General features: G+C 72.0%; 16 protein-coding genes. 4 read left to right on the top strand and 12 right to left on the bottom strand.

Annotation, left to right across the window (positions count from 1 at the left end; all coding sequences use genetic code 11):
• Positions 1–36 precede the first annotated feature (36 nt).
• Positions 37–2,052, top strand: coding sequence for an FAD-dependent oxidoreductase (locus ACFYPG_RS08635; RefSeq protein WP_387351187.1), 2,016 nt, complete (start codon positions 37–39; stop codon positions 2,050–2,052).
• On the opposite strand, the gene ACFYPG_RS08630 is transcribed toward ACFYPG_RS08635, so the two are convergent.
• From ACFYPG_RS08630 to ACFYPG_RS08615, 4 genes are all read right to left on the bottom strand, one after another.
• A complete protein-coding gene (locus ACFYPG_RS08630) occupies positions 1,953–2,372 on the bottom strand; it encodes an SAV_915 family protein (protein WP_387351185.1) in 420 nt (139 codons plus the stop codon). The genes ACFYPG_RS08635 and ACFYPG_RS08630 overlap by 100 nt on opposite strands.
• A gap of 149 nt (positions 2,373–2,521) precedes the next feature.
• A complete protein-coding gene (locus ACFYPG_RS08625; protein ID WP_387351183.1) occupies positions 2,522–3,025 on the bottom strand; it encodes a universal stress protein in 504 nt (167 codons plus the stop codon).
• On the bottom strand, positions 3,022–3,351 hold the full coding sequence (locus ACFYPG_RS08620) for a hypothetical protein (RefSeq protein ID WP_387351181.1): 330 nt from the start codon (positions 3,349–3,351) through the stop codon (positions 3,022–3,024). Before ACFYPG_RS08620 ends, ACFYPG_RS08625 begins: the two co-directional genes overlap by 4 nt.
• A gap of 179 nt (positions 3,352–3,530) precedes the next feature.
• A complete protein-coding gene (locus ACFYPG_RS08615; RefSeq protein ID WP_387351179.1) occupies positions 3,531–4,493 on the bottom strand; it encodes an SDR family oxidoreductase in 963 nt (320 codons plus the stop codon).
• 151 nt (positions 4,494–4,644) lie between these two features.
• On the opposite strand from ACFYPG_RS08615, the gene ACFYPG_RS08610 reads away from it, so the two are divergent.
• Positions 4,645–5,400, top strand: coding sequence for a dienelactone hydrolase family protein (locus ACFYPG_RS08610; RefSeq protein ID WP_387351177.1), 756 nt, complete (start codon positions 4,645–4,647; stop codon positions 5,398–5,400).
• Between the two features lie 17 nt (positions 5,401–5,417).
• On the opposite strand, the gene ACFYPG_RS08605 is transcribed toward ACFYPG_RS08610, so the two are convergent.
• From ACFYPG_RS08605 to ACFYPG_RS08575, 7 genes are all read right to left on the bottom strand, one after another.
• Positions 5,418–6,521: an L-dopachrome tautomerase-related protein gene (locus ACFYPG_RS08605; protein WP_387351175.1), complete on the bottom strand. Its 1,104-nt coding sequence runs from the start codon at positions 6,519–6,521 to the stop codon at positions 5,418–5,420.
• Between the two features lie 156 nt (positions 6,522–6,677).
• Entirely contained in the window at positions 6,678–7,559 is an 882-nt protein-coding gene (locus ACFYPG_RS08600; RefSeq protein WP_387351173.1) for an SMP-30/gluconolactonase/LRE family protein, read from the bottom strand.
• Positions 7,560–7,632: 73 nt separating this feature from the next.
• The gene (locus tag ACFYPG_RS08595; RefSeq protein WP_355005039.1) at positions 7,633–7,809 is read right to left on the bottom strand and encodes a hypothetical protein; all 177 of its coding nucleotides are present in this window, start codon (positions 7,807–7,809) and stop codon (positions 7,633–7,635) included.
• Positions 7,785–10,265, bottom strand: coding sequence for an ATP-binding protein (locus ACFYPG_RS08590; protein ID WP_387351171.1), 2,481 nt, complete (start codon positions 10,263–10,265; stop codon positions 7,785–7,787). The genes ACFYPG_RS08595 and ACFYPG_RS08590 overlap by 25 nt, the downstream gene beginning before the upstream one ends.
• Before the next feature lie 97 nt (positions 10,266–10,362).
• Positions 10,363–13,395, bottom strand: a complete 3,033-nt coding sequence (locus ACFYPG_RS08585; protein WP_387351169.1) for a S8 family serine peptidase — start codon at positions 13,393–13,395, stop codon at positions 10,363–10,365.
• A gap of 855 nt (positions 13,396–14,250) precedes the next feature.
• Positions 14,251–15,501, bottom strand: coding sequence for a DUF222 domain-containing protein (locus ACFYPG_RS08580; RefSeq protein ID WP_387351167.1), 1,251 nt, complete (start codon positions 15,499–15,501; stop codon positions 14,251–14,253).
• 451 nt (positions 15,502–15,952) lie between these two features.
• Positions 15,953–16,432, bottom strand: a complete 480-nt coding sequence (locus tag ACFYPG_RS08575; protein WP_355005043.1) for a helix-turn-helix domain-containing protein — start codon at positions 16,430–16,432, stop codon at positions 15,953–15,955.
• 237 nt (positions 16,433–16,669) lie between these two features.
• Here ACFYPG_RS08575 and ACFYPG_RS08570 point away from each other — a divergent pair, with 237 nt between their 5' ends.
• Positions 16,670–18,169, top strand: a complete 1,500-nt coding sequence (locus ACFYPG_RS08570; RefSeq protein ID WP_387351164.1) for an MFS transporter — start codon at positions 16,670–16,672, stop codon at positions 18,167–18,169.
• A gap of 21 nt (positions 18,170–18,190) precedes the next feature.
• On the opposite strand, the gene ACFYPG_RS08565 is transcribed toward ACFYPG_RS08570, so the two are convergent.
• On the bottom strand, positions 18,191–19,057 hold the full coding sequence (locus ACFYPG_RS08565) for an oxidoreductase (protein ID WP_387351162.1): 867 nt from the start codon (positions 19,055–19,057) through the stop codon (positions 18,191–18,193).
• 156 nt (positions 19,058–19,213) lie between these two features.
• Between ACFYPG_RS08565 and ACFYPG_RS08560 the strand changes: the two genes are divergently transcribed.
• The gene (locus tag ACFYPG_RS08560; RefSeq protein ID WP_355005046.1) at positions 19,214–20,095 is read left to right on the top strand and encodes a helix-turn-helix transcriptional regulator; all 882 of its coding nucleotides are present in this window, start codon (positions 19,214–19,216) and stop codon (positions 20,093–20,095) included.
• Positions 20,096–20,176 lie beyond the last annotated feature (81 nt).

The following is a 20,176-nucleotide window of genomic DNA, read 5'->3' as shown; positions in this document are numbered from 1 at the left end:
ACCGTCCCTCCACCGGTTACCCCTCGGGAGCCCGCCGTGTCCGTGCCTCTGCCCCTGTCCCGTCGTCGGCTGCTGGTCGCCGGCGGTGCCGGCCTCGTCCTGGCCGGTCTCACCGACCCGTTCCGGGCCGTCTCCGCCCGAGCCGCCGTCACCACCGCCGACCTTGTCGTCTACGGCGCCACCTCCGGCGGGCTGGCCGCCGCGATCACCATGCGCCGGCTGGGCCGCACCGCAGTGGTGGTGGAGCCAACCGGTCACGTCGGCGGGTTGAGCACCGCCGGGCTGGGCGCCACCGACACCGGCGTCCAGGCGTCCATCGGCGGGCTCGCCGCCGAGTTCTACCGCCGGGTGTACGTGAAGTACCACGGCGGAACCCTCACGTCGACGTCGCCGCTGCGGATGACCTTCGAACCGCACGTCGCCACCGCCGTCTTCGCCGAGATGCTGGCCGAGGCGGGCGTGCCGGTGGTCGTCGACGCCCGGCTGGCCGGCCTGGGCCGAACCGCGAACCGGATCACCGAGCTGCGCACCGAGGACGGGTCGATCTACCGGGGCGGGGTGTTCGTCGACGCCACCTACGAGGGCGACCTGCTGGCCATGGCCGGCGTCGGGTTCACCGTCGGGCGGGAGTCAAACGACACCTACGGCGAGACGATCAACGGGGTGCAGTCGCGCAACACCCACCAGTTCGCCTACCCCGTCGACCCGTACGTGACGGCCGGCTCGCCCGCCAGTGGACTGCTGCCGGGCATCTCCGCCACCCCGCTCGCCCCGCAGGGCAGCGGCGACGACAGGATCCAGGCGTACTGCTTCCGGATGTGCCTGACCCAGGCGGCCAACCGGATCCCGTTCGGCAAGCCGTCCGGCTACGACCCGATCCGGTACGAGCTGCTGCTGCGGCACATCCAGGCCGGCTTCGCGGGACCGTACTTCACCACCCACTCGGTCGGTGGCGGGAAGACCGACTCCAACAACAACGGTGCCGTGTCGACCGACAATATCGGCTTCAACTACGCGTACCCGACGGCGAGCTGGGCGACGCGCGAGAGCATCATCGCCGAGCACCGCACGTACCAGCAGGGGTTGATGTGGTTCCTGGCCAATGACAGCCGACTGCCGGCGTCGGTTCGCGACTCGACCGCCCGGTGGGGGCTGCCGGTCGACGAGTTCACCGGCAGCGGCGGCTGGCCGCCGCTGCTCTACATCCGCGAGGCCCGCCGGATGATCTCCGCGTACGTGATGACCGAGGCCGACTGTCGGGGCCGGGTACGCGCCACCGACTCGGTGGGCCTGGCCAGCTACACGATGGACTCGCACAACTGTCAGCGGGTGGTCGTCGACGGCAAGGTGCGCAACGAGGGCGATGTGCAGATCGGTGTGCCGGCGCCGTACCCGGTGAGCTACCGCGCGATCGTGCCGCACGAGGCGCAGTGCGCCAACCTGCTCGTGCCGGTGTGCCTCTCGGCGAGTCACATCGCCTACGGCTCGATCCGGATGGAACCCGTGTTCATGATCCTCGGGCAGGCCGCGGCCACCGCGGCGTCCCTGGCCCTCACCGGGAACCTCGCCGTGCAGGCCGTCTCCGTGCCAGCCCTCCAGACCCGGCTGCGCCAGGACGGCGCGGTGCTGGAGTGGGGCTCCACCAGCGAGGTGATCCTGGACAACGCGTCGACCAGCGGGATCACCCGGGCCGGAACGTGGCTGCGCAGCACCAGCATCGGTGGTTACTACGGCGGGGACTACGAGCACGACGGCAACACCGCGAAGGGCGTCAACCGGCTGCGGTTCCGCCCGACGCTACCGGTCTCCGGGTCGTGGACGGTGCAGTTGCGCTGGACCGCTGACCCCAACCGGGCGAGCAACGTGCCGGTGGACATCGCGTACTCCGGGGGGTTGGTCACCCGGACCGTCGACCAGCGGCAGTCCGGGGGTCAGTGGGTACCGCTGGGCACCTACCCGTTCACGGCGGGCACGGAGGGGAGCGTGTTGATCCGCACCGAGGACACCGACGGCCACGTGATCGCCGACGCGGTGCGCTTCGTCCGGGCCTGACCGCTCGAAACGGCGGCGGTCTCCGGGCGGACGGCGGTCTCCGGGCGGGCGGCGGTCCTCGGGTCGAGCGGCGGTGCCACCAGCAGCGGGTCGACCTGGATCACCTCGATCCCGAGCGGGCGCAGCATGCCCCGCAGTGCCGACTCGCACAGCTCCTCCCAGGGCTGCTCCGCGCCCATCGCGGCGACCAGCAGCTCGGGTCTGGTGAAGGCGATGCCCACCCGTTGCCCCTGTGGGGAGCGGCCGGTCCGCACCGTCCGCACCAGCCGTCCCGGCAGATCGCGCACCGGAACGGCGAAGACTATCGGGGCCTCGTCCATTGTCGGGTTGGTCCTTCCCGTTCGTGCCGCGGTTGCGGCGGTTGCTGCGGTTGCTGGCTGTGCCGCGGTTGCGGCTGTTGTTGGTTGTGCCGCGGTTGCGGCGGTCGTTGGTTGTGCGGCGGTTGTTGGTTGTGCCGCGGTTGCGGCGGTCACCGGCTGAATCGTTCGAGGTCGTGGGCGAAGCGGCGGATCGTCGCGGCCCGTGCCCAGGACGGCGCGGGAACCGCGACGACCGGCACGGACGCGCGCGTCACGCAGTACCGGGTGACGTTCCCGCGCGACCTACCGAACCGGCCGCGAACCGGGCTGCCGACGACGAGCAGGTCGGACTCCCGATCCGCGTGGTCGACGAGCACCTGCCCGGCGTACCCCTGGGTCGCCACCAGCCGCGTTGTCACGTCCCGGGGCAGGCCACCGAGCGCCGCGTCGAACACGCCGTGCAGGTAGACCAGGGCCGCCCGGTCGCACTCGTCCTGCCATCGCCAGGTCAGCGTGCCGGGCCGCCACGTCGGCGCGAAGACCCAGGCGCGGACGGCGTCCAGTTGCGCTCCGTCGCGGCGGGCCAACTGCATCGCGCGCCGCAACGCCTGCATTCCGGCGAACGACCTGTCGACTCCGACCACGATCCGGTGGGGCTGGGTTGGGCGGCTCATGCGGCGGACACCACCCAGGCCGGGGCGTCGGTCGCGGTACGCGGATCGGTCGGCGTGATCAGGTCGAGCGCGCGCAGGATGTAGTTGGCCTCGACCACCTCCATCCCGGCGCGCAGGCGCAGGTCGGCCACGGCGCGGTGCAGCACTGTGATGCTGCCGGCGGACAGACGGACCACGGCGTCGACGTCGGCGGCGATCCACCACGCCGCGACCGCGCACGGCTCGTGCCGCAGGTACTCCACCAGGTGACTGCCGGGCGCGGATGGGCCGAGCCGGACGCTGACCAGCGCCTCGTGCCGCCGCTCGGGCTCGCTCGCCCCGGTCACGGTCTCACCGGGGTCGCCGTCTGTGCCGGGTGGCGGTCCTCCGCGTTCCCAGCGTGTCATCCGCCAAGGACTCATGGACCCATCGTCACCACCGGGCGACGGCGGTGCGCCAGTCGATACGCCGTTTCGACGGGCCACCGCCAAATCTTGACGACGCGTTCACGCGGAGCGCTCTCCGGTCAGTTGCCGGAGAACCCGACGCCCACCAACCGTTCCGAGACGGCCCAGAGGCGGGTGGCGTCGTCGATGCTCCGGGCGGAACGGTAGACGGCCAACTCGATCGGCGCTCCGGTGAACTGACCCAGCCCGTCCGGGCCGTAGAACCGGCCGCCCTGCGCCTGCGGGCTGGTGGCCGCGTACAGGGCGGGGCGCAGCCCGGCCTCCACCGAGTGCACCAGGAAGCCCCAACGGGCCAGCCGACTCATCACCGTGTGGTGCAGCGAGGGCCGGTTGCGGCCCAGGTTGGGACCGGACGCGTACAGGTTCGTCATCGTGGTCCCCGGGTGGGCGACGTTGCTGACGATTCCCCAGCCGCCGGCTCGACTGCGCCGGTCCAGTTCCAGCCCGAACAGCAGGGTGGCGAGCTTGGAGGCGTTGTAGGCGCGGATCGACGCGTACCTGCTGTCGCTCTGCAGATCGTCCCAGTCCAGCCGGCCGGAGCGGGCGGCACTGCTCGACATGGTGGTGACCCGCGCCCGCCCGGCGCGGAGCAGCGGCAGAAGCCGTCCGGTCAGCGCGAAGTGGCTCAGGTGGTTGGTGCCGAGTTGCAGCTCGAAGCCCTCCGCTGTGACGTGCCGGGTGGGGGGTGTCATCACGCCCGCGTTATTGATCATGAGGTGGATCGGCCGGCCCTCGCCCAGCAGCGTGTCGGCCAGCGCGGCCACCGAGTCCAGCGAAGCGAGGTCCAGCTGCCGGGTCGACACGACGGCGCCCGGTGCGGCGGCCCGTACGGCGTCCAGCGCGGCGGCGCCTTTGGCAGGGTTGCGGACCGGCAGCACCACCTCGGCGCCGGCCTGCGCCAGCCGGGTGGCCAGGCCGAGGCCCAGCCCGTCGCTGCCGCCGGTCACGACGGCGAGTTTTCCAGTCAGGTCCGGAACGGTCAGGTCGAGCACGACATCCCCCAGGTCGACGGTGTCCTTCATCGGTCGTGGACAAGCCTGGATCGGTCGCCGGCCGGCACCCAGGGTGGCCTTGTCCAGGGATCACCGGTCCCTGGCTCGGGGAAGCTGCCGGCCGGGCCGACACGGGGAGTAGCGTTCCAGGCGGACCAAGATCGGCGTACGAGGAGGCACGGTGCAGACGACGACGGTGGACATCCCGACCAGCGACGGAGTGGCGGACGCGAGTCTGACCCGACCGGACGGCGAGGGCCCGTTCCCGGCGGTGCTGCTCTTCATGGACGCCTTCGGGCCGCGCCCCCGCCTGGTCGAGATGGCCGAGCGGATCGCCGCCCGGGGCTACCTGGTGCTGACGCCCCACTTGTTCTACCGGGGCGGCCGGGCACCGCTGTTCGACCTGGCCCGCCTCGCTGAGCCCGACCAGCGCGGCGCGCTCTTCGCGAAGATCGCGCCGCTGGCCCAGGCGCTGACCCCCGAGGCGATCAGCCGGGACACCGCCGCGTACACCGACTTCCTGGCCGCCCGCGACGACGTCCGGCCGGGCCCGGTCGCCATCACCGGCTACTGCCTGGGCGGCACGAACGCGCTACGGGCCATCGAGGCGCACCCGGACCGCATCGCGGCCATCGCCAGCTTCCACGGCGGGCACCTCGTCACCGACGCGCCGGACAGCCCCCACCTGGGCGTTGCCTCGATCATCGGCGAGGTGTACTTCGGGCACGCCGACGCCGACCAGTCGGCGACACCCGAGCAGATCGCCACGCTGGAGAAGGCGCTCGACGCCGCCGGGGTGCGCTACCGCTCCGAGGTGTACGCGGGGGCGCACCACGGCTTCACCATGGCCGACACCCCGATGTTCGACGAGCAGGCCACCGAGCGGCACTGGGCCGCCCTGTTCGACGTCCTGGACCGCACCCTGCCCGTCAGCTGACGAGCGCGCCGGCCCGATCAGCGGCGCAGCAGCACCGGGCCGGCGTCGATGCGCGTGCGGAACAGCGCGTACGGCTTGCGCCGCAGGTCCTTGCCCCGCTGGTACTGCGGCTGCCGGTGCAGTTGGTTGGCGGTGACGTAGAGGTACCCGTCGGTGGCCACCGACATGGTGTCCGGCCAGAGCAGCCGCGGGTCGTGTACCAGCGTCTCGTACTCGCCGTCGGGCAGTCGACGCAGCACTGCGTTGTGCTCGTACGAGGTGAGGTAGAGCCGCCCCGCGTCGTCGCTCTCCAACCCGTCCGAGGCGGTGCCCCGGTCGCCCTCGTCGACCACTGTGGCGGCGACCGCCTCCTGGGTGACGCCCGGGTCGGCCAGCGCCTCGGTGGACACGCTGTGCAGGCGTCGGGACGCCAGCGGGCAGTAGTAGAGCCGTTCGCCGTCGGCGGAGATGGCGATGCCGTCGGAGCCCATGCTCACCGGCTTCGGCGGGCCGTCGGCCGGCCGTTCGAGGAACGGTCGGCCCTCCACCACCGGCCGGAACGACGTCAGCGGTTCCGCCTTTGTGGACGGGTGGTCGTGCAGTCGCCGCCAGGAGGCCCCGGTGGCCAGGTCCACAACGATGATCCCGTTCGGCCCGGAGTCCGCCGAGTCGGTGATGTACGCGACCCCCGCCTCGCCCCGCCGCAGGTCGAAGCGGACGTCGTTGAGGTACGTCGTCGGCAGCGCCACGTCCGCCGGGAAGGTGATCACTTGGGCGACGGTGTCCGTGTCCAGGTCGATCCGGACCAGCTTGGGGCCGCCCGGCTTGGTGGGCTGGAACATCGGGCTGCCGGTGTCCAGCACCCAGAGCCGGTCGGCCGGGTCCACCACGATGCTCTGCACCGAAACGAACGCGCCCGCGTCGTCGTCGCCGGACGGGTCGTTCCAGGCCTGGTCGGGGTAGGGCACCTCCTGACCGTCGCGCAGCTCGACGACCGTGGCCGGCACCTCGTCGCCCCATTTCGGGAAGTTGACGAAGATCCGGCCGGAGTGCGAGACGCTCACCCCGGTCGGCATCGGCCCGGTGAAGGTGTGCAACAGATCCAGCTCGCCCATCGGCTCGTCGCCGACCGGCCCGTTCATGACGTCCGCCCCACGGTGCTCATCGCCCGCCCCTTCCGACCCGCCGGATGTCCCGCTCCACCGCTGCTATTCCCGCCCGGACGTCCGGTATGCGTCGCCGGTCAGCGGAGCCGGAAGGGACGGCGGAGCCGGAGGGCGGGCCGGTCCGGGTTTCGGTCAGGCCACCGGCGCGGCGGCCCTGGCTGCGGGCAGGCCGGGGACGGGGACGTCCACCGCGAGTAGCGCTCCGTCTTCCGGGCCGGGCGTGTCCAGCCCCACCCGGGCGGTGCCGATGAAGAGTCGCCGCAGGTCGGGGCCGCCCAGGCAGATCCCGGCCGGCTGTTTCGCGGGCAGCCGGATCTCCTGCTCCAGGGTCCCGTCCGGCCGGTAGCGGCGGACCGCCGAACCGCCCCACAGGGCGATCCAGAGGTGACCGGCGGCGTCGACGGTCATGCCGTCCGGGCCGCCGTCCGCGGATGGCAACCGGAGGAACGGCTCCCGCCCGTTCAGGGCCCCGGTCGCGGGGTCGACGGTGAACCGGTCGATCTCGCCGCGCGGCGTGTCGGCGAGGTACATGGTGGTGCCGGTGGCGTCGAACGCCGGTCCGTTCGGGATGGTCAGTCCGGTGACCGCGGGCACCGGTGCCGCGCCGGGGGTGAGGCGGAACAGCGTGCCCCCGCCGGGCGTCATCGCGTACGTCATGCTGCCGGCCCAGAAGTTGCCGTGCGGGTCGGCGACCGCGTCGTTCATCCGGGTGGGTTCGGGTGCGTCACCGACCAGGTCGGCGACCGGTCGGGGGTCGCCGGTGGCGGGCAGCACTGTGAGACCGGTTCCGGCGGCGGCCAGCCAGTCACCGGGCCGGCCGGCCACCGGGGCTACCGCGCCGAGCGGGACGTCGAGACGGCGCACCTCCCGTAGCGCGGCGGGGGCGTCGCCGTCGGTCTCCAGCAGTCGTCCGGCCAGCAGATCGACGAGGATCAGGCGGTCGTCGACCCAGCGCAGCCCTTCACCCAACTCCAACCGGTCGGTGCTCCAGACGGTCGGCTCGGTCAGCTCCATCTCGCTCCTCCAAACGATCTGCGGGGGCGGCGGCGGGCGGTCCTGCCGATAGCGGTGACCGCCCACAGCCCGGTCAGCGGACCGTACCGCCCGGCTCGTGGTCCAGCAGCGCCAGCTCCGCCCGGTCGGGCAGGCCCTCCCAGTCGCCCCGGGTGGCGACCGCGAACGCGCCGGTGGTGACGGCCCGGTCCAGTCGGCCAGGGCTCGGCTCGGCCTCACGCCGGTTCAGGCCGGGACGAACTCCCGGCATCGACGTAGCGCGGCGAGGGCGAGTGGAGCCTCACGGCCGGCGATCCCGGCTTCCAACTCGGCCACCGCACTCGCCGCCCGCGCCGGTTCACCAGTCGCGGCTGCCGCTTCGGCCAACACCAGCACGGCCTCGGCGGCCCATGCCAGGACGCCCTTTCCGCGTACCAGCGACAGCGCCTCGGCCGCGTGCCGGACCGCCTCGTCCGGCCTGTCGACCAGCAGCAGCCGGGCAAGCGCCGAGAGTGCCTGCACCAGTGGCCAGATCGCGCCGACCCGTCGAGCGTCGGCCACCACATCCCGTAGCGCCCGTTCGGCGGCCTCCACGTCGTCGCGGCGTCCGGCGGTGCTGCGGAGGTCGTTGCGTCCCTCAGCGGTGCCGCCCTGTCCGGTGCCCGCAATGAGCGCCAGCACCGTGGCCAGTTCGGCCCGCGCGTCCAGCAGGGTGACCGGCATCCGCTCGGCGTTGGCCACCAACCGGCCGAGCCGTTCGGCGAGCCCGTCCAGCCGGCCGGCGGCCCGGTCCAGTGACAGTTCGGTCGCCTGCACCAGGGACGCCAGCCGCTCGTACCCGGTCTCGTCGACAAGCGCCCGACCGGCCGCCAGCAACGCTTCGGCCTGCTCCGGGTGGCCGGCGTGCAGCGCGCCCTGCGCCCAGTTCAGGCAGGCTCGCGCGTGCTCGCGGGGCCGGTCGGCCAAGTCGGCGGACGCGCGCAGCTCGGAGATGATCGTCCACGCCGCCGGTTCGCCCAGCTCCAGCAGCAGCGAGGCTCGGGCGATGCGGGCCGCGAGGTGCGCCGCCGGATCCCCGCTGGCCGCGGCGGCGGTCTCCGCCTCCGCGCAGCGGGCCAGGTGGTCGTCGACGTGCCGGCCGACGACGGTGTCGGGGGCCGCCAGCACCGCGAGCGCCGGGGCCTTGCGGCGCGGCGCGCGCAGGTACGGCACGGCACGCTCGATCTCGGTGTACCCGCGCAGCGCCTCGCCCTGCTGTCGCAGCATCCGCCCGAGCACCAGACCCAGCTCACCTCGGGCACCCGGCGGCAGCCGCCGGTCGGCGAGCAGCCGTTCCAGCACCGGGATCGCCTCGGCCTGGCTGAGTCCGTCGATGGCGGAACGGCCCAACTTGGCGGCGAGCCGAACCCGTACCGGTCGGGGCAGTTCGGCGATGTCCATCGTCTGGAGCAGGAAGCTGGCCGCTGTCGCGTCGTCGCCGCGCTCGGTGGCGAGGTCGGCGGCCGCCTCGGCGTTGCGGACGAAGTCGGCGCCGCTGCCGGCTCGACGGTAGTGGTGCGCCAGTTGGGCCACCGGCCTCGGCAGCTCCTGTTCCAACACCCGCGCCACCCGCAGGTGCAGCCACTCCCGGCTCTCCCGGGGCACCAGGTCGTACACCACCTGTCGGGCCAGGTCGTGCCGGAACCGCAGGCCGTCTCCGGCGTCGTGCAGCAGGCCCGCCCGGTGCGCGGCGGTCAACGCCGCGCCGATCGCCACCCGATCGAGGCTGAGCACCGAGGCGAGGATGCGCTGATCAGGCGTCATCCCCAGTACGGCCACAGCGCCGAGCACCTCCCGGGTGGCCTCGTCGAGCGGACGCAGCCGCCAGAGCAGCACGTCACGCAGGACGAAAGGGACACTGTCGTCGGCCAGCGGGTCGCCGCCCCGCTCGGCGAGCGTCCGCAGCACCTCCTCGACAACGAACGGGATGCCTGCCGTGCGGTCGAGCAGGGTGGCGGTCAGCTGCTGCGGCGGATCATCGAGGCGCAGGGTGCGGGCCGCCAACCGGCGTACGTCGGCGGCGTCCAGCGGGCCGAGCGCAACGCGCGTGACGCTCCACGGGGGAGTCCGGGCCAGGGCGTCGTGGATCGGCGTACTGCTTCCCGGCGTCGCCGTACGGGCGGTCAGCACCACTGCCAGCCCCTCCACCGGGTGGGTGCTCAGGTAGGCGAGAAGTTCGCAGGTCGCCGGGTCCGCCCAGTGCAGATCCTCCAGCAACAGCGTGGCCGGACTCAGCGCGGCGAGCACCGCCGCGACGGCGCGGAGCAGGCGATGTCGTTCGGCCGCCGGGTCGGTCAACGGGGGCGGGGCGTCCGGCAGCACGTCGGCCAGTTCGGGTAGCAGCGGCGCGAGGGCGCCGGCCACCGGGTTGAGCGGACCGAGTCGGTCGGCGCAGCCCCGGATCGCGTCCAGCAGCACGCCGAGCGGGAAGGGCTCGGGCACGTCGTCGCACTCGCCGACGAGGTGTCGTCCGGGGAGGTCGGCGAGCAGTTCGGCGACGAGTCGACTCTTGCCGATCCCGGGCTCACCCTCCAGCAGGATCAGGCAGGGCGGGGTGGCGACGCGCCGGCGTAGCTGCGCCAGTTCCGCCGCTCGGCCGACGAACTCGACGGGCCCGCGCAGACGTTCGGGGCGGACGGGAGTTGGGTTCCCGCCGCCCCGTTTCTTGTCCTCGCCACTGTCGATCACCGTGGGCCGAGCAGATCACCTCTGCCCGGCGCGACGGTGGGCCGGCGGACCGGCGGTGACCTGAGTCACACGCCGATCCGCCGGGTGGGGGGTGCAGTCAGGACTGGATGGTGACGGGGACTGTCTTCAGCGACCCGTCCCCGTTGCGGAACTCCACCACGCCGACGTAGCGCTGACCCGGAGCGAGTCCGAACCAGCGCACTGTCAGGTTCGCCGTCGCGCCCGGCTGCACGCTGCGCTGCTTCGGGTCGATGGTGAACCGGCCGGTGGAGGTGCCCGGCGCGCCCGGCAGGTAGCTGGTGACTGTGTACGCGTTGGCGCCGTCCTTGATGTTCTCGGTGAACTCCTGCTCGACGACCACGATGTAGTCACCGGCCCCGTCCGGCAGGGTGACCTTGGCGCCGATCCGGGTGCTGACCGTGGCGGTGACGAACTTCCCGGACTTGTCGTAGACGTTGAGGCTGAACTCGGTGCACTCCATCACGCCCTCCTCGTCGTCCCAGTCGATGTGGGAGCAGGTGGGCCGCGCCGACGTCACGTGGATCTCCGGACTGCGGGTGCCGGCCGGGACGTGCAGGGTGGTCCTGCTGATCGATGCGGGCAGCGGCACCGGCAGGTTGTTCGACGTGCTCCAGTCCCAGCTCGGCCCGTCGCCCTTCAGGGTGACCACGTTGCTGGTGCCCGAGGTCAGGCCGGAGAGCTGGGAGACCAGCTGACCCTTGAAGCCGACCTCGGCGGCGATCCGGACGCTGCCGAAGGTGCCCTTGCCGGTGATGGCGTCGGGGGCGACCAAACCGGAATTGTGTACGACGAGCGGGCTGCGTACCTCGTGCTTGAACTGGTCGCCCCAGGTCAGCGAACCGTCGGCCCAGGTGTCGAACGCACCACCTGTGTTGGTGACCTCCACCGTGAAGCGGGCGCTGTGGCCCGGAGGGATCTGCAGCTTCTTCGGGGTGACAGTGACCTTGTACCCCGGCGGGGCCTGCACGGAGGAGGTGTAGGTGCTGGTCTTGTCGCTGACGTTGGTGACGGTGCGGGTCACGGTCTGCTTGCCCACCATCCGACCCAGTGAGATCGACGGGTAGTTGAGCTGTGCCGTGTCGATCGCGCCGATGGTGTCGCAGCCGTCCAGGTCGCTGAGCCCGTAGTCGCTGCCACGGTCGGCGGACACCCCGCACAGGTACTGGATCCAGTCCTGCTGGTTGGAGTCGTAGACCAGGCCCGGGTCGAAGGCGCTGCCCGGCTCCACCTGACCGGCGCCGTAGTTCAGCGGAGTCGCGTCGTACGTGCCGATCTTGATCGGATTGCCCTTGTCGGTCTTGTCCACGGCGCTGGTCATCAGCGCCGAGCGGACCGCGGCCGGCGACCAGTCGGGGTGCTTGGCCAGCAGCAGGGCGGCGATACCGGCGATGTGCGGCGCCGCCATCGAGGTGCCCGACTCCAGGGCGAAGTCGTTGCCGCCGATGGACGGGGAGAACGCGGCGACGATGTCCTGACCGGGCGCGCTGATGTCCGGCTTGAGCAGCTCACCGGCGTTCAGGTTCGACGGGCCCGCCGAGGAGAACGCGGCGACCGATGGGGCCTCCACCGTCTCCAGCCTGCTCGGCGAGATGGTCGCCGTGGCGTTGCCCTTGGCGACGTACGCCGTGACGGTGGCCAGGTCGACCTCGTTGATGTGCACTGTCGGCACGGTCTGCACGTCGGCGTTGAGGGAGTTCAGCTCTTCGTTGTACAACACCATGCCGACGCCGCCGGCCCGCGCCACCTCGATGCTCTTGTCGGTACGCGGGATCTCGCCGCGCAGGCAGAGCACGATCGCGCCCTTGACCTTGGCCGGATCCAACGTGTCGTCGGCGCAGAGACCGGCACCGTAGGCGCCGTCCGGATCGATCGCGCTGTCCTTCGCGAAGACCAGTCGGGCCGGCCCGACGCCGGTCTCGCCCATGCCCACGCCGGCGATCGTGGTGCCGTTGCCGAGGGTCAGCTTCCGGGTGTTCTGCCGGTCGGTCGTGCTAGCGGCCACCGTGGTCAGCCACGGCGTCGAGTTGTCGACAGTGTTGGCGAACGGGCCGGAGTTGCCGGCGGCGGCGGCGACGAACACCCCGGCGGCGGCCGCGTTGAAGAACGTCGCGTCGACCGCCCCGAACTGCTCGGTGTCGTCACCGATCGAGTAGTTGATCACGTCGACGCCGTCCGCGACCGCGTCGTCGATGGCGTGCACGATGTCGATGTCGGTGCCGGTCGCGCCGCCCGCACCGTTGTCGTACAGAGCCTTGTAGATCGCCAACCGCGCAGCCGGCGCCATGCCGGAGATCATGCCCAGGTCCTGGGTGCCCGACGTGGCCCGCACGCCGTGGATACCGGCCGCGGTGCTGGCGGTGTGGGTGCCGTGGCCGTTGCGGTCGCGCGGCGAGGAGTAGTCGTCCGGGAAGGCATCAGCGATGCCGCTGTCGTTGTACCAGCGTGCCCCGATCACCTTGTTGTTGCAGGTGACCGGCGCTTCGACGCCGACGTCGCAGGTGCCCTTCCACTTGGCGTCGATGACGGCCTGGTCGGGGCGCGGGCTGGGCAGCGGCGCGAAGCTCGCGCTCTCCGGCCAGTAGCCGCTGTCGATGACCCCGATGATGACGCCCTCACCAGCCCGGGAGTCTCCACCGAACTCCTTCTTCCACACCCCGCCCTTGCCGGTCAGGCCCAGGTAATCGGGGGTGTGTGAGGTGGCGGCGTGCACCTTCTGGCTCTTGTACACCGCTCGGACACCGGTTGTGGCGCGTAGCCGGGCGGCCTGCGGCCCGGTGAGGTCGGCGGCGAAGCCGTTGAACGCGGTCTCCATGGTGACGCGGGTGCGGTCGGCTGGCACCCCGACGTGGTCCAGCACCGACTTACGCTGCTGGCGCAGGTGATTCCGGTACGCGTTGGCGTTCCCGGACGCGCGGTTCAGCTTGGCCCCGTCGGCCGGCTTGGTGGCCGCGATCCCGGGAACCCCGCCGGTGTAGGTGGCCAGCGGCTCCTCGGCGAGCTGGACGAGGTAGCGGGCGGTCGGCCCACTGCCGGCCGGCGCGGCGGTGGCGCTGGCGCTGGCGGGCAGGCCGGTCAGGCCGGCCGCGGTCAGCGCAACGGCGGCCAGCATGCTGACCCCGTACCTGGCCCGTCCGGTCCGATGTGCGTTCGGTTGTGGCACGTCGTTGCCTCCACGTTCGGTGCCGGCCGCCACGACTGATGACGGTGGCCGAAACCTAGGATCGGTACCGATCATCGAGAAGCACCCGTAACCTGCCTGTCATCTTGGAAACAAGCTCGTAACACAACGGGTACTTTGCGCGTCATTTGGAAGCGCCGACCTGAGGGATCTGTGCCATTTGGTCGGGCGCGACGCCGCCTGCCAGCCGCCTCAATGGTCCTGTTCGGACGGTGCGCGACGTGGCTTGTCTGACGCTCGTCCACCCTGGTACGACGGCAGCATCCGGAACCACGCCACAACGTACGCGCGGACCGCAGCCGACTCACCCGGTTCCAGGACCTGCCGGTCCCGTAGGTCGAGGTGGCGCTCGACGCGATCCTCGACGCCCACCTCGCCGTCAGCGCCGCCGGCCTGGTCCCGGTCGGCCTAGCCGCGGTCGGTCTTTGGGGCAGCTGCTTCCTGTACGACTTCGTCGCGAGCCTCGGCCCACCGATGAACAGGCGAAGCAAACGACAGGGTCGGTGGTTCGGTTGCCCGGGCCGCCTTCGTCCGCGTTGTCGAGCAGGCGGAGCGACGTCCGCGTCCCGTCGAGCAGGCGGGGCTTCGCCTATGTCTTGTCCAGGCGGAGCCGCGCCCGCGTCCCGTCGAGCAAGCGGAGCGGGCCGCCGATCCAGGACCTGGCCACCGGAGTAGCGCCTTGCCCGAGACCGCAGGCGGATTGGTGGCCCGGCTTGAGGGGTCGCGCTGACCAAGCAGGTCGGCCGCGTGCTCACCGGCCGGTCGGCGTTGGCTGGCGGGCTCCTCCTATGTGCGTCGGTGGTAGTGGTTGCGGCGGGGGAGTTGTTCGGGGTCGAGCCAGGCGGGTGGGACGAATTCGGGGTGACCGTCGCCGCTGAGTTGGATGGTCCAGTCGCTGTGGTGCAGGTGTCGGTGGTGGTGGCCGCAGAGGAGGACGGCGTTGGTCAGGTTGGTGGGGCCGCCGTCGGCCCAGTGGTGGATGTGGTGGGCGTCGCACCAGCGGGGTGGTCGGTCGCAGCCGGGGAAGGCGCAGCCGCGGTCGCGGAGTACGAGGGCGCGGCGTAGTGGGCCGGTGATGAGGCGGCGTTGTCGTCCGACGTCGAGGATCTGGCCGGTGCCGCCGAGGACGGTGGGCAGGATGGTGGCGTCGCAGGCGAGCCGGCGCACTGTTTGCGGGGTGAGGGGCAGGCCGGTGTCGAGGGTGCCGCTGCTCAGCTGCCGGGTCAGCGCGTCGTAGGTGGTGGTGACGACGATCTGGGCGGAGTCGGCGCCGCTGACGGGTAGCTCGCCGGTCCGTAGGGCGAGTCGGCAGACCTCGGTGAGGGCGTCGTGGCGTCGTTGCCCGGGGGACCGCGAGTCATCCGGCCCAGACGGGGCGGTCAGCGGATCGATGGCGGCGCGGAACAGGCCGGCGGTTTCGGCGTCGAGGGTGCCGCTGAGCCGAAGTCGACCGTCGGTCTGCTCGGACAGGGTGAGGTGCCGGTCGCGGGCGGCGCGGGCGGTTTCGGCGTCGAGTGCGGCTTGGGCGGCGGCGTCGGCGAGGTCGGGGGCGACGTGGTCGAGGATGCGGGTGCCGAGTTTGCGCAGCAGGGTGGGGTCGAACTGTGTGGCCCAGTCGGTGAGCAGGCTGACGGCTTTGTCGGCGGCCTGCGTGCCGGCGGTGGCGTGCACGGTGGTGGCGGTGTCGGTGATGACCCGGGCCTGGTCGAGGGTGATGTGTCCGTCGGCGAGCGCTTGTCGGATGCCGGGGCTGCCGGTGTCGAGGGCGGTGGCGAGGTCGACGAGCCGGCGGGCGGCGGGAACAGTGAGCCGGAGTCGTTCGCGGAGCCAGACTGCGGTGGTGGATGCTCCTTGGGTGCGGGCGGTGCCGCGGCCGTCGATCTCGCGGATCAGGGTCAGCTTGACGGCGGCCAGGCGCTGCTCCAAGCGGTGCGCGGCGTCGAGTGCGGCGATCAGATCGTGTTCCGGGAGTGACCAGGCGGGGGCGTCGACGCACGTGGCGATCGCGTCGTCTGCCTGCGCCAACTCCTCGACCATGACACGAGACTAGAACAGGTGTACGACATATTTGGTCGGCCATGATCGATGCGATGTCGGGGCTCGATGCCGATCATGGCTGCTCCGCGACCGAGGCGGACCAGGCTCGTTCAGTTGAGGAAGCTGCGCCCGTGCTGCGCCCGTGCCGCGCCCGTGCTGCGCCCGTGCTGCGCCCGTGCTGCGCCCGTGCTGCGCCCGTGCTGCGCCCGTGCTGCGCCCGTGCTGCGCCCGTGCTGCGCCCGTGCCGCGCCCGTGCCGCGCCCGTGCCGCGCCCGTGCTGCGCCCGTGCTGCGCCCGTGCTGCGCCCGTGCTGCGCCCGTGCCGCGCCCGTGCCGCGCCGTCTCAGCTCGCGACTGTCGGCCGGGCCGAGGTGCCGCGAGGGGCGCTGGTGGGCGCAGCCAGCGAAAGGCCTGCGCCGGGACCGGGTAGCGCTGGTTCGGCCGCGCTGTGGTCAGTCGCGCCGGACGAGGCCTGGGCCGGCGATGATGTCGATGTCGCCGTCGGCGACCTCGTGGCCGGCGGCGCAGCGGAGCACCGCGCGGATCGGTTCGCCGCAGTCGTGGTGGGTGGCGACGACGGACGGGCCGGTGTCGGTGGCGGCCCAGGTGTCGCCCCAGTTCCGCAGTGCGGTGATGACGGGCAGGAGGTCCCGGCCCTTGCGGGTGAGTTGGTACTCGTGACGGGTGCGCTGCCCGGGCTCCCGGTAGGGGATTCGTTCGAGCAGTTCGGCGGCGACCATTTCCTTGAGGCGGGCGGCCATGGCGGGCTCGCCGACGCCGACCCGGCGGACGAAGTCGTCGAAGCGGCGCGTGCCGAGCAGGGCCTCGCGCATGATCAGGACCGTTGACCTGCTGCCCACGATGTCCATCGCCCGGGCTACCGAGCAGTTCTCGCTCGTCCAGGAATCGCGATCGTCTCGTAGGTCCTCCATGCCCACCAGCCTACCTGACTTGCATGAAGGCTAGCCAGGTGCTTAACTGGGTCGCGCTGACTTCAGCATACGCAAGTCAGACCCCAGCCTGAAGGATCTTCAGTGACCACCAGCGCCACGGCCCCGACCCCACCCGGAGCGACCCCACCCGGAACGAGCCGACCCGGAGCGAGCCCGCCCGGGAAGATCCCACCGGGTCCGGCGGCACACGGGTCGGCCGCCCCTACCCGCTCGTCCTTGCGCGGCTCCCGCCCGGTGACCCTGATCGCCATGTGCCTGGGCGCGATGATCACGTTCCTGCAGATCACCGCGACGGTCTCCGCGTTGACCACGATCCAGCGGGACCTGCGGGTCGACCCCACCACTCTGGTCTGGATCCCCAGCGCCTACACCCTGATGGTGGCGAGCGCCGTGCTGTCCGCGGCCACCCTGGGCAGCCGCTACGGGCGTAAGCGCATGTTCGGCGCCGGGGTCGTCGCGATGATCGTCGGCGCAGCCGTCGTGGCTGAGGCTCCGACCGTCGGGTGGGTGATCGTCGGGCAGTTGGTCGCCGGCCTCGGTGGGGCGCTGATCCTGCCGAACAGCCTGGCGATCCTCGGTGCGACCTTCACCGATCCGCACCGACGGACCGAGGTCATCACCGCCTGGTCGGCGGCGTCCGGCATCGGCCTCGCGATCGGCCCACTCATCGCCGGCTTCCTGCTGCGGCACTACCAGTGGCACAGCGTCTACCTGTCGACGATCGCGCTGGGTCTGGTGACCCTCGTCGTCGCCATCGTCGGGGTGGTCGAGTCCCGGCCGAGCCCCGCCCGACTCGACGTGCCCGGCCTGCTGCTGGGTACCGTCGCCATCGCGGCCGCCGTCTACGCGCTGATCCAGGGCGGCAAGGTCGGCTACACCGACCCGGTGGTGTCGACGGCCTGGGTCGTCGCGGTCGTCGCACTTGTCGCGTTCGTGCTGGTCGAGCTGCGGACCAGTGCGCCGATGCTCGACGTGCGGCTGTTCCGGTCCGCGTCGTTCAGCGCCGTCATGGTCGTCGGCGCGGTGTCGCTGTTCGGCTTCACCGGCGTGGCGATCCTGCTGGTCCTCTTCCACGAACGTGCCCAGGCACTCAGCCCGCTGGACACCGGCTGGCGCATGCTGGTGCTCTTCGGCGCGTACGTGCTGGTCGCCTTCGGTGCCGGGCGGGCGATCCGCCGTACCGGATTCAAGGCGCCGTTGACCCTCGGCCTGGTCCTCGCTGCGGTGGCCAGCTTCGCGCTGGCCAACCAGGGGCCAACCACGTCGTTCGGTGACCGCTGGGCGCTGTTCGCGTTGTTCGGCGCGGCCACCGGTCTGGTGGTGGCCCCGGCGACGGCGGCTGCGTTGGCCAGCGTCGCGCCCGCCCAGGCCGGTATGGCCTCCGGCGCGGTGAACGCCGCCCGCCAGGTCGGCTCGGTGCTCGGCTCGTCCCTGCTCGGCACGCTCCTCACCACCACGATGGTGGCCGACCTGCCGGGCCGGCTCGCCGCGCACCAGATCGACGAACCCACCAGTACCGCCGTGCGGGCGGCGGTGGCCTCCGGCGCCAACGGCAGCCAACCCCTGCCCGACCCGGTCCGGGCGGCGATCGCGGAGGCGCTGACCTCCGGTGTCCAGGCCGGGCTGCGGGTCACCGGCATCGTCTTCCTCGTCACCGCGGTGCTGGCGCTCACCCTGATCCGCAACCGGCCGCACCAGCAGCACCAGCAGCACTAGCAGCACTGAGCCGCACGAACGCTAGGAGGCGAGCGCGTCCAGTTCCTCGATGGCGTCGGTCGGCAGTTTCAGGTCGACCGCCGCCATGTTCTCCCGCAGGTGCGCCAGGCTGGAAGTGCCGGGAATCAGGACGGTGGTGGGAGACCGCTGAAGCAGCCAGGCGAGGGCGACCTGCTGAGGTGAGGCTCCCAGTCGGGCGGCCACGCCGTCGAGCGTGTCGGACTGCAACGGCGTGAACCCGCCGAGCGGGAAGAACGCCGCGAACGCGATGTTCTCCGCCGCGCACCTGTCGACCACTGCGTCATCCCGGCGGTTGGCGAGGTTGTAGAGGTTCTGCACGGTGACCACCGGCGCGATGGCCTGGGCCTCGTCGAGCTGGTCGAGCGTCACGTTGCTGAGCCCGAGGTGCCGGATCAGGCCCTCCTGCCGCAGCTCCGCCAGGGCGGCGAACTGCGCACCGAGCGGCGCGTCGCCGGTGCCCTCCGCCACGCCCACCCGCAGGTTGACCACGTCGAGGACGTCCAGGCCGAGATGCTGGAGGTTCTCCCGTACCTGGGCCTTGAGGTCGTCCGGCTCCAGGGCCGGGATCCAGGAGCGGTCGGCGCCGCGGCGCGCGCCGACCTTGGTGACCAGGTGCAGACCCTGGGGGTACGGGTGAAGCGCCTCGCGGATCAGCTCGTTGACCACGAAGGGCCCGTAGAAGTCACTGGTGTCGATGTGTCGGACACCCAGCTCGACGGCCTCGCGGAGCACGGCGAGCGCCTGCTCGCGGTCGCGGGGCGGGCCGAAGACACCCGGGCCGGCCAACTGCATCGCCCCGTAGCCCATCCGGCTCAGGGTGAGGCCGTCGGCGGGGGTGAGGGCGCCGCCGGGAAGGTTCTCGCTCATCTCATCCTCTTGTCAGTAGTCGTGATGACCTCCGTGGCCGAACGGATCCGGCCCTTCGACGACTGTCCGCCGGGAGTGGCTGGGGTGGCAGGGCGAGCTGTTCCTGGTAGTGACACAGCCAGTCACCGGGCCGCCCGGCGATCTACCGTCGGTGGCATGGACGCAACGAACCCGCTCGGCGACTTCCTGCGCGCCCGCCGGGAGCAGACCCGCCCCGAGGACGTCGGGCTCGGCCCGGGGATGGGCCTGCGCCGGGTGCCGGGGCTGCGGCGCGAGGAGGTGGCGATGCTGGCCGGCATCAGCGCCGACTACTACCTCCGACTGGAGCAGGGGCGCGAGCGGCACCCCTCGGTGCAGGTCCTCGACGCCCTCGCCGGGGTGTTGCGGCTGGATCCGGAGGCGACCGCGTACATGATCGGGTTGAGCCGGGCGCGGTCGCGACGGGCGGCCCGACCGGCTGCCGAGCGGGTGCCGGCCAGCATCCTGCACCTGCTCAGGCAGCTCTCCATGCCGGCCTTCGTGCAGAATCGCTACCTCGACATCCTGGCCTCGAACCCGATGGCGAGGGCGCTGTCGTCGAATCTGGCCCCGGGTGCCAACCGACTCCGCGCCGTGTTCCTGGACGAGGCCGAGCGGGAGCTGTTCCGCGACTGGCGGCAGGCGATGCAGAGCGTGGTGGGGCAGATGCGTGCCGACTCCGGCGGGGCCACCGACGACCCACGGTTGACGGCGCTGGTGGGGGAGTTGTCCCTCAAGAGCGACTGCTTCCGGCAACTGTGGGCGCGCCACGAGGTGCGTCGGCGGGAGGGCGTCGTCAGCCGACTGCACCACCCCGAGGTGGGCGACCTCGACCTGTACTGCGACAAGCTCGCCGTGGCGGGCGCCGACGGGCAGCTGCTGGTGATCTACCACGCCGAGCCCGGTACGGAGTCCGCCCGCTCGTTGGCGCTGCTCGGCTCGATCGCCGCCAGCAGTGCGGACGACGTGCCGGACAGCCTCCGCCCCGGCGACCCGGCCCGTCTCTATCCGCTGGAGTGAGCCGGTCATGGCCGCTGCGGGCCGCCTGCGTGGGGATGTGCTCGTAGCAACGGACTTGACGACGCTTGTTTGTGAGTGCAC

Origin of the sequence: Micromonospora sp. NPDC005553, from assembly GCF_042871765.1 — a bacterium.
Lineage (GTDB): Bacteria > Actinomycetota > Actinomycetes > Mycobacteriales > Micromonosporaceae > Micromonospora.
This window is presented reverse-complemented; position numbering and strand designations above follow the sequence as displayed.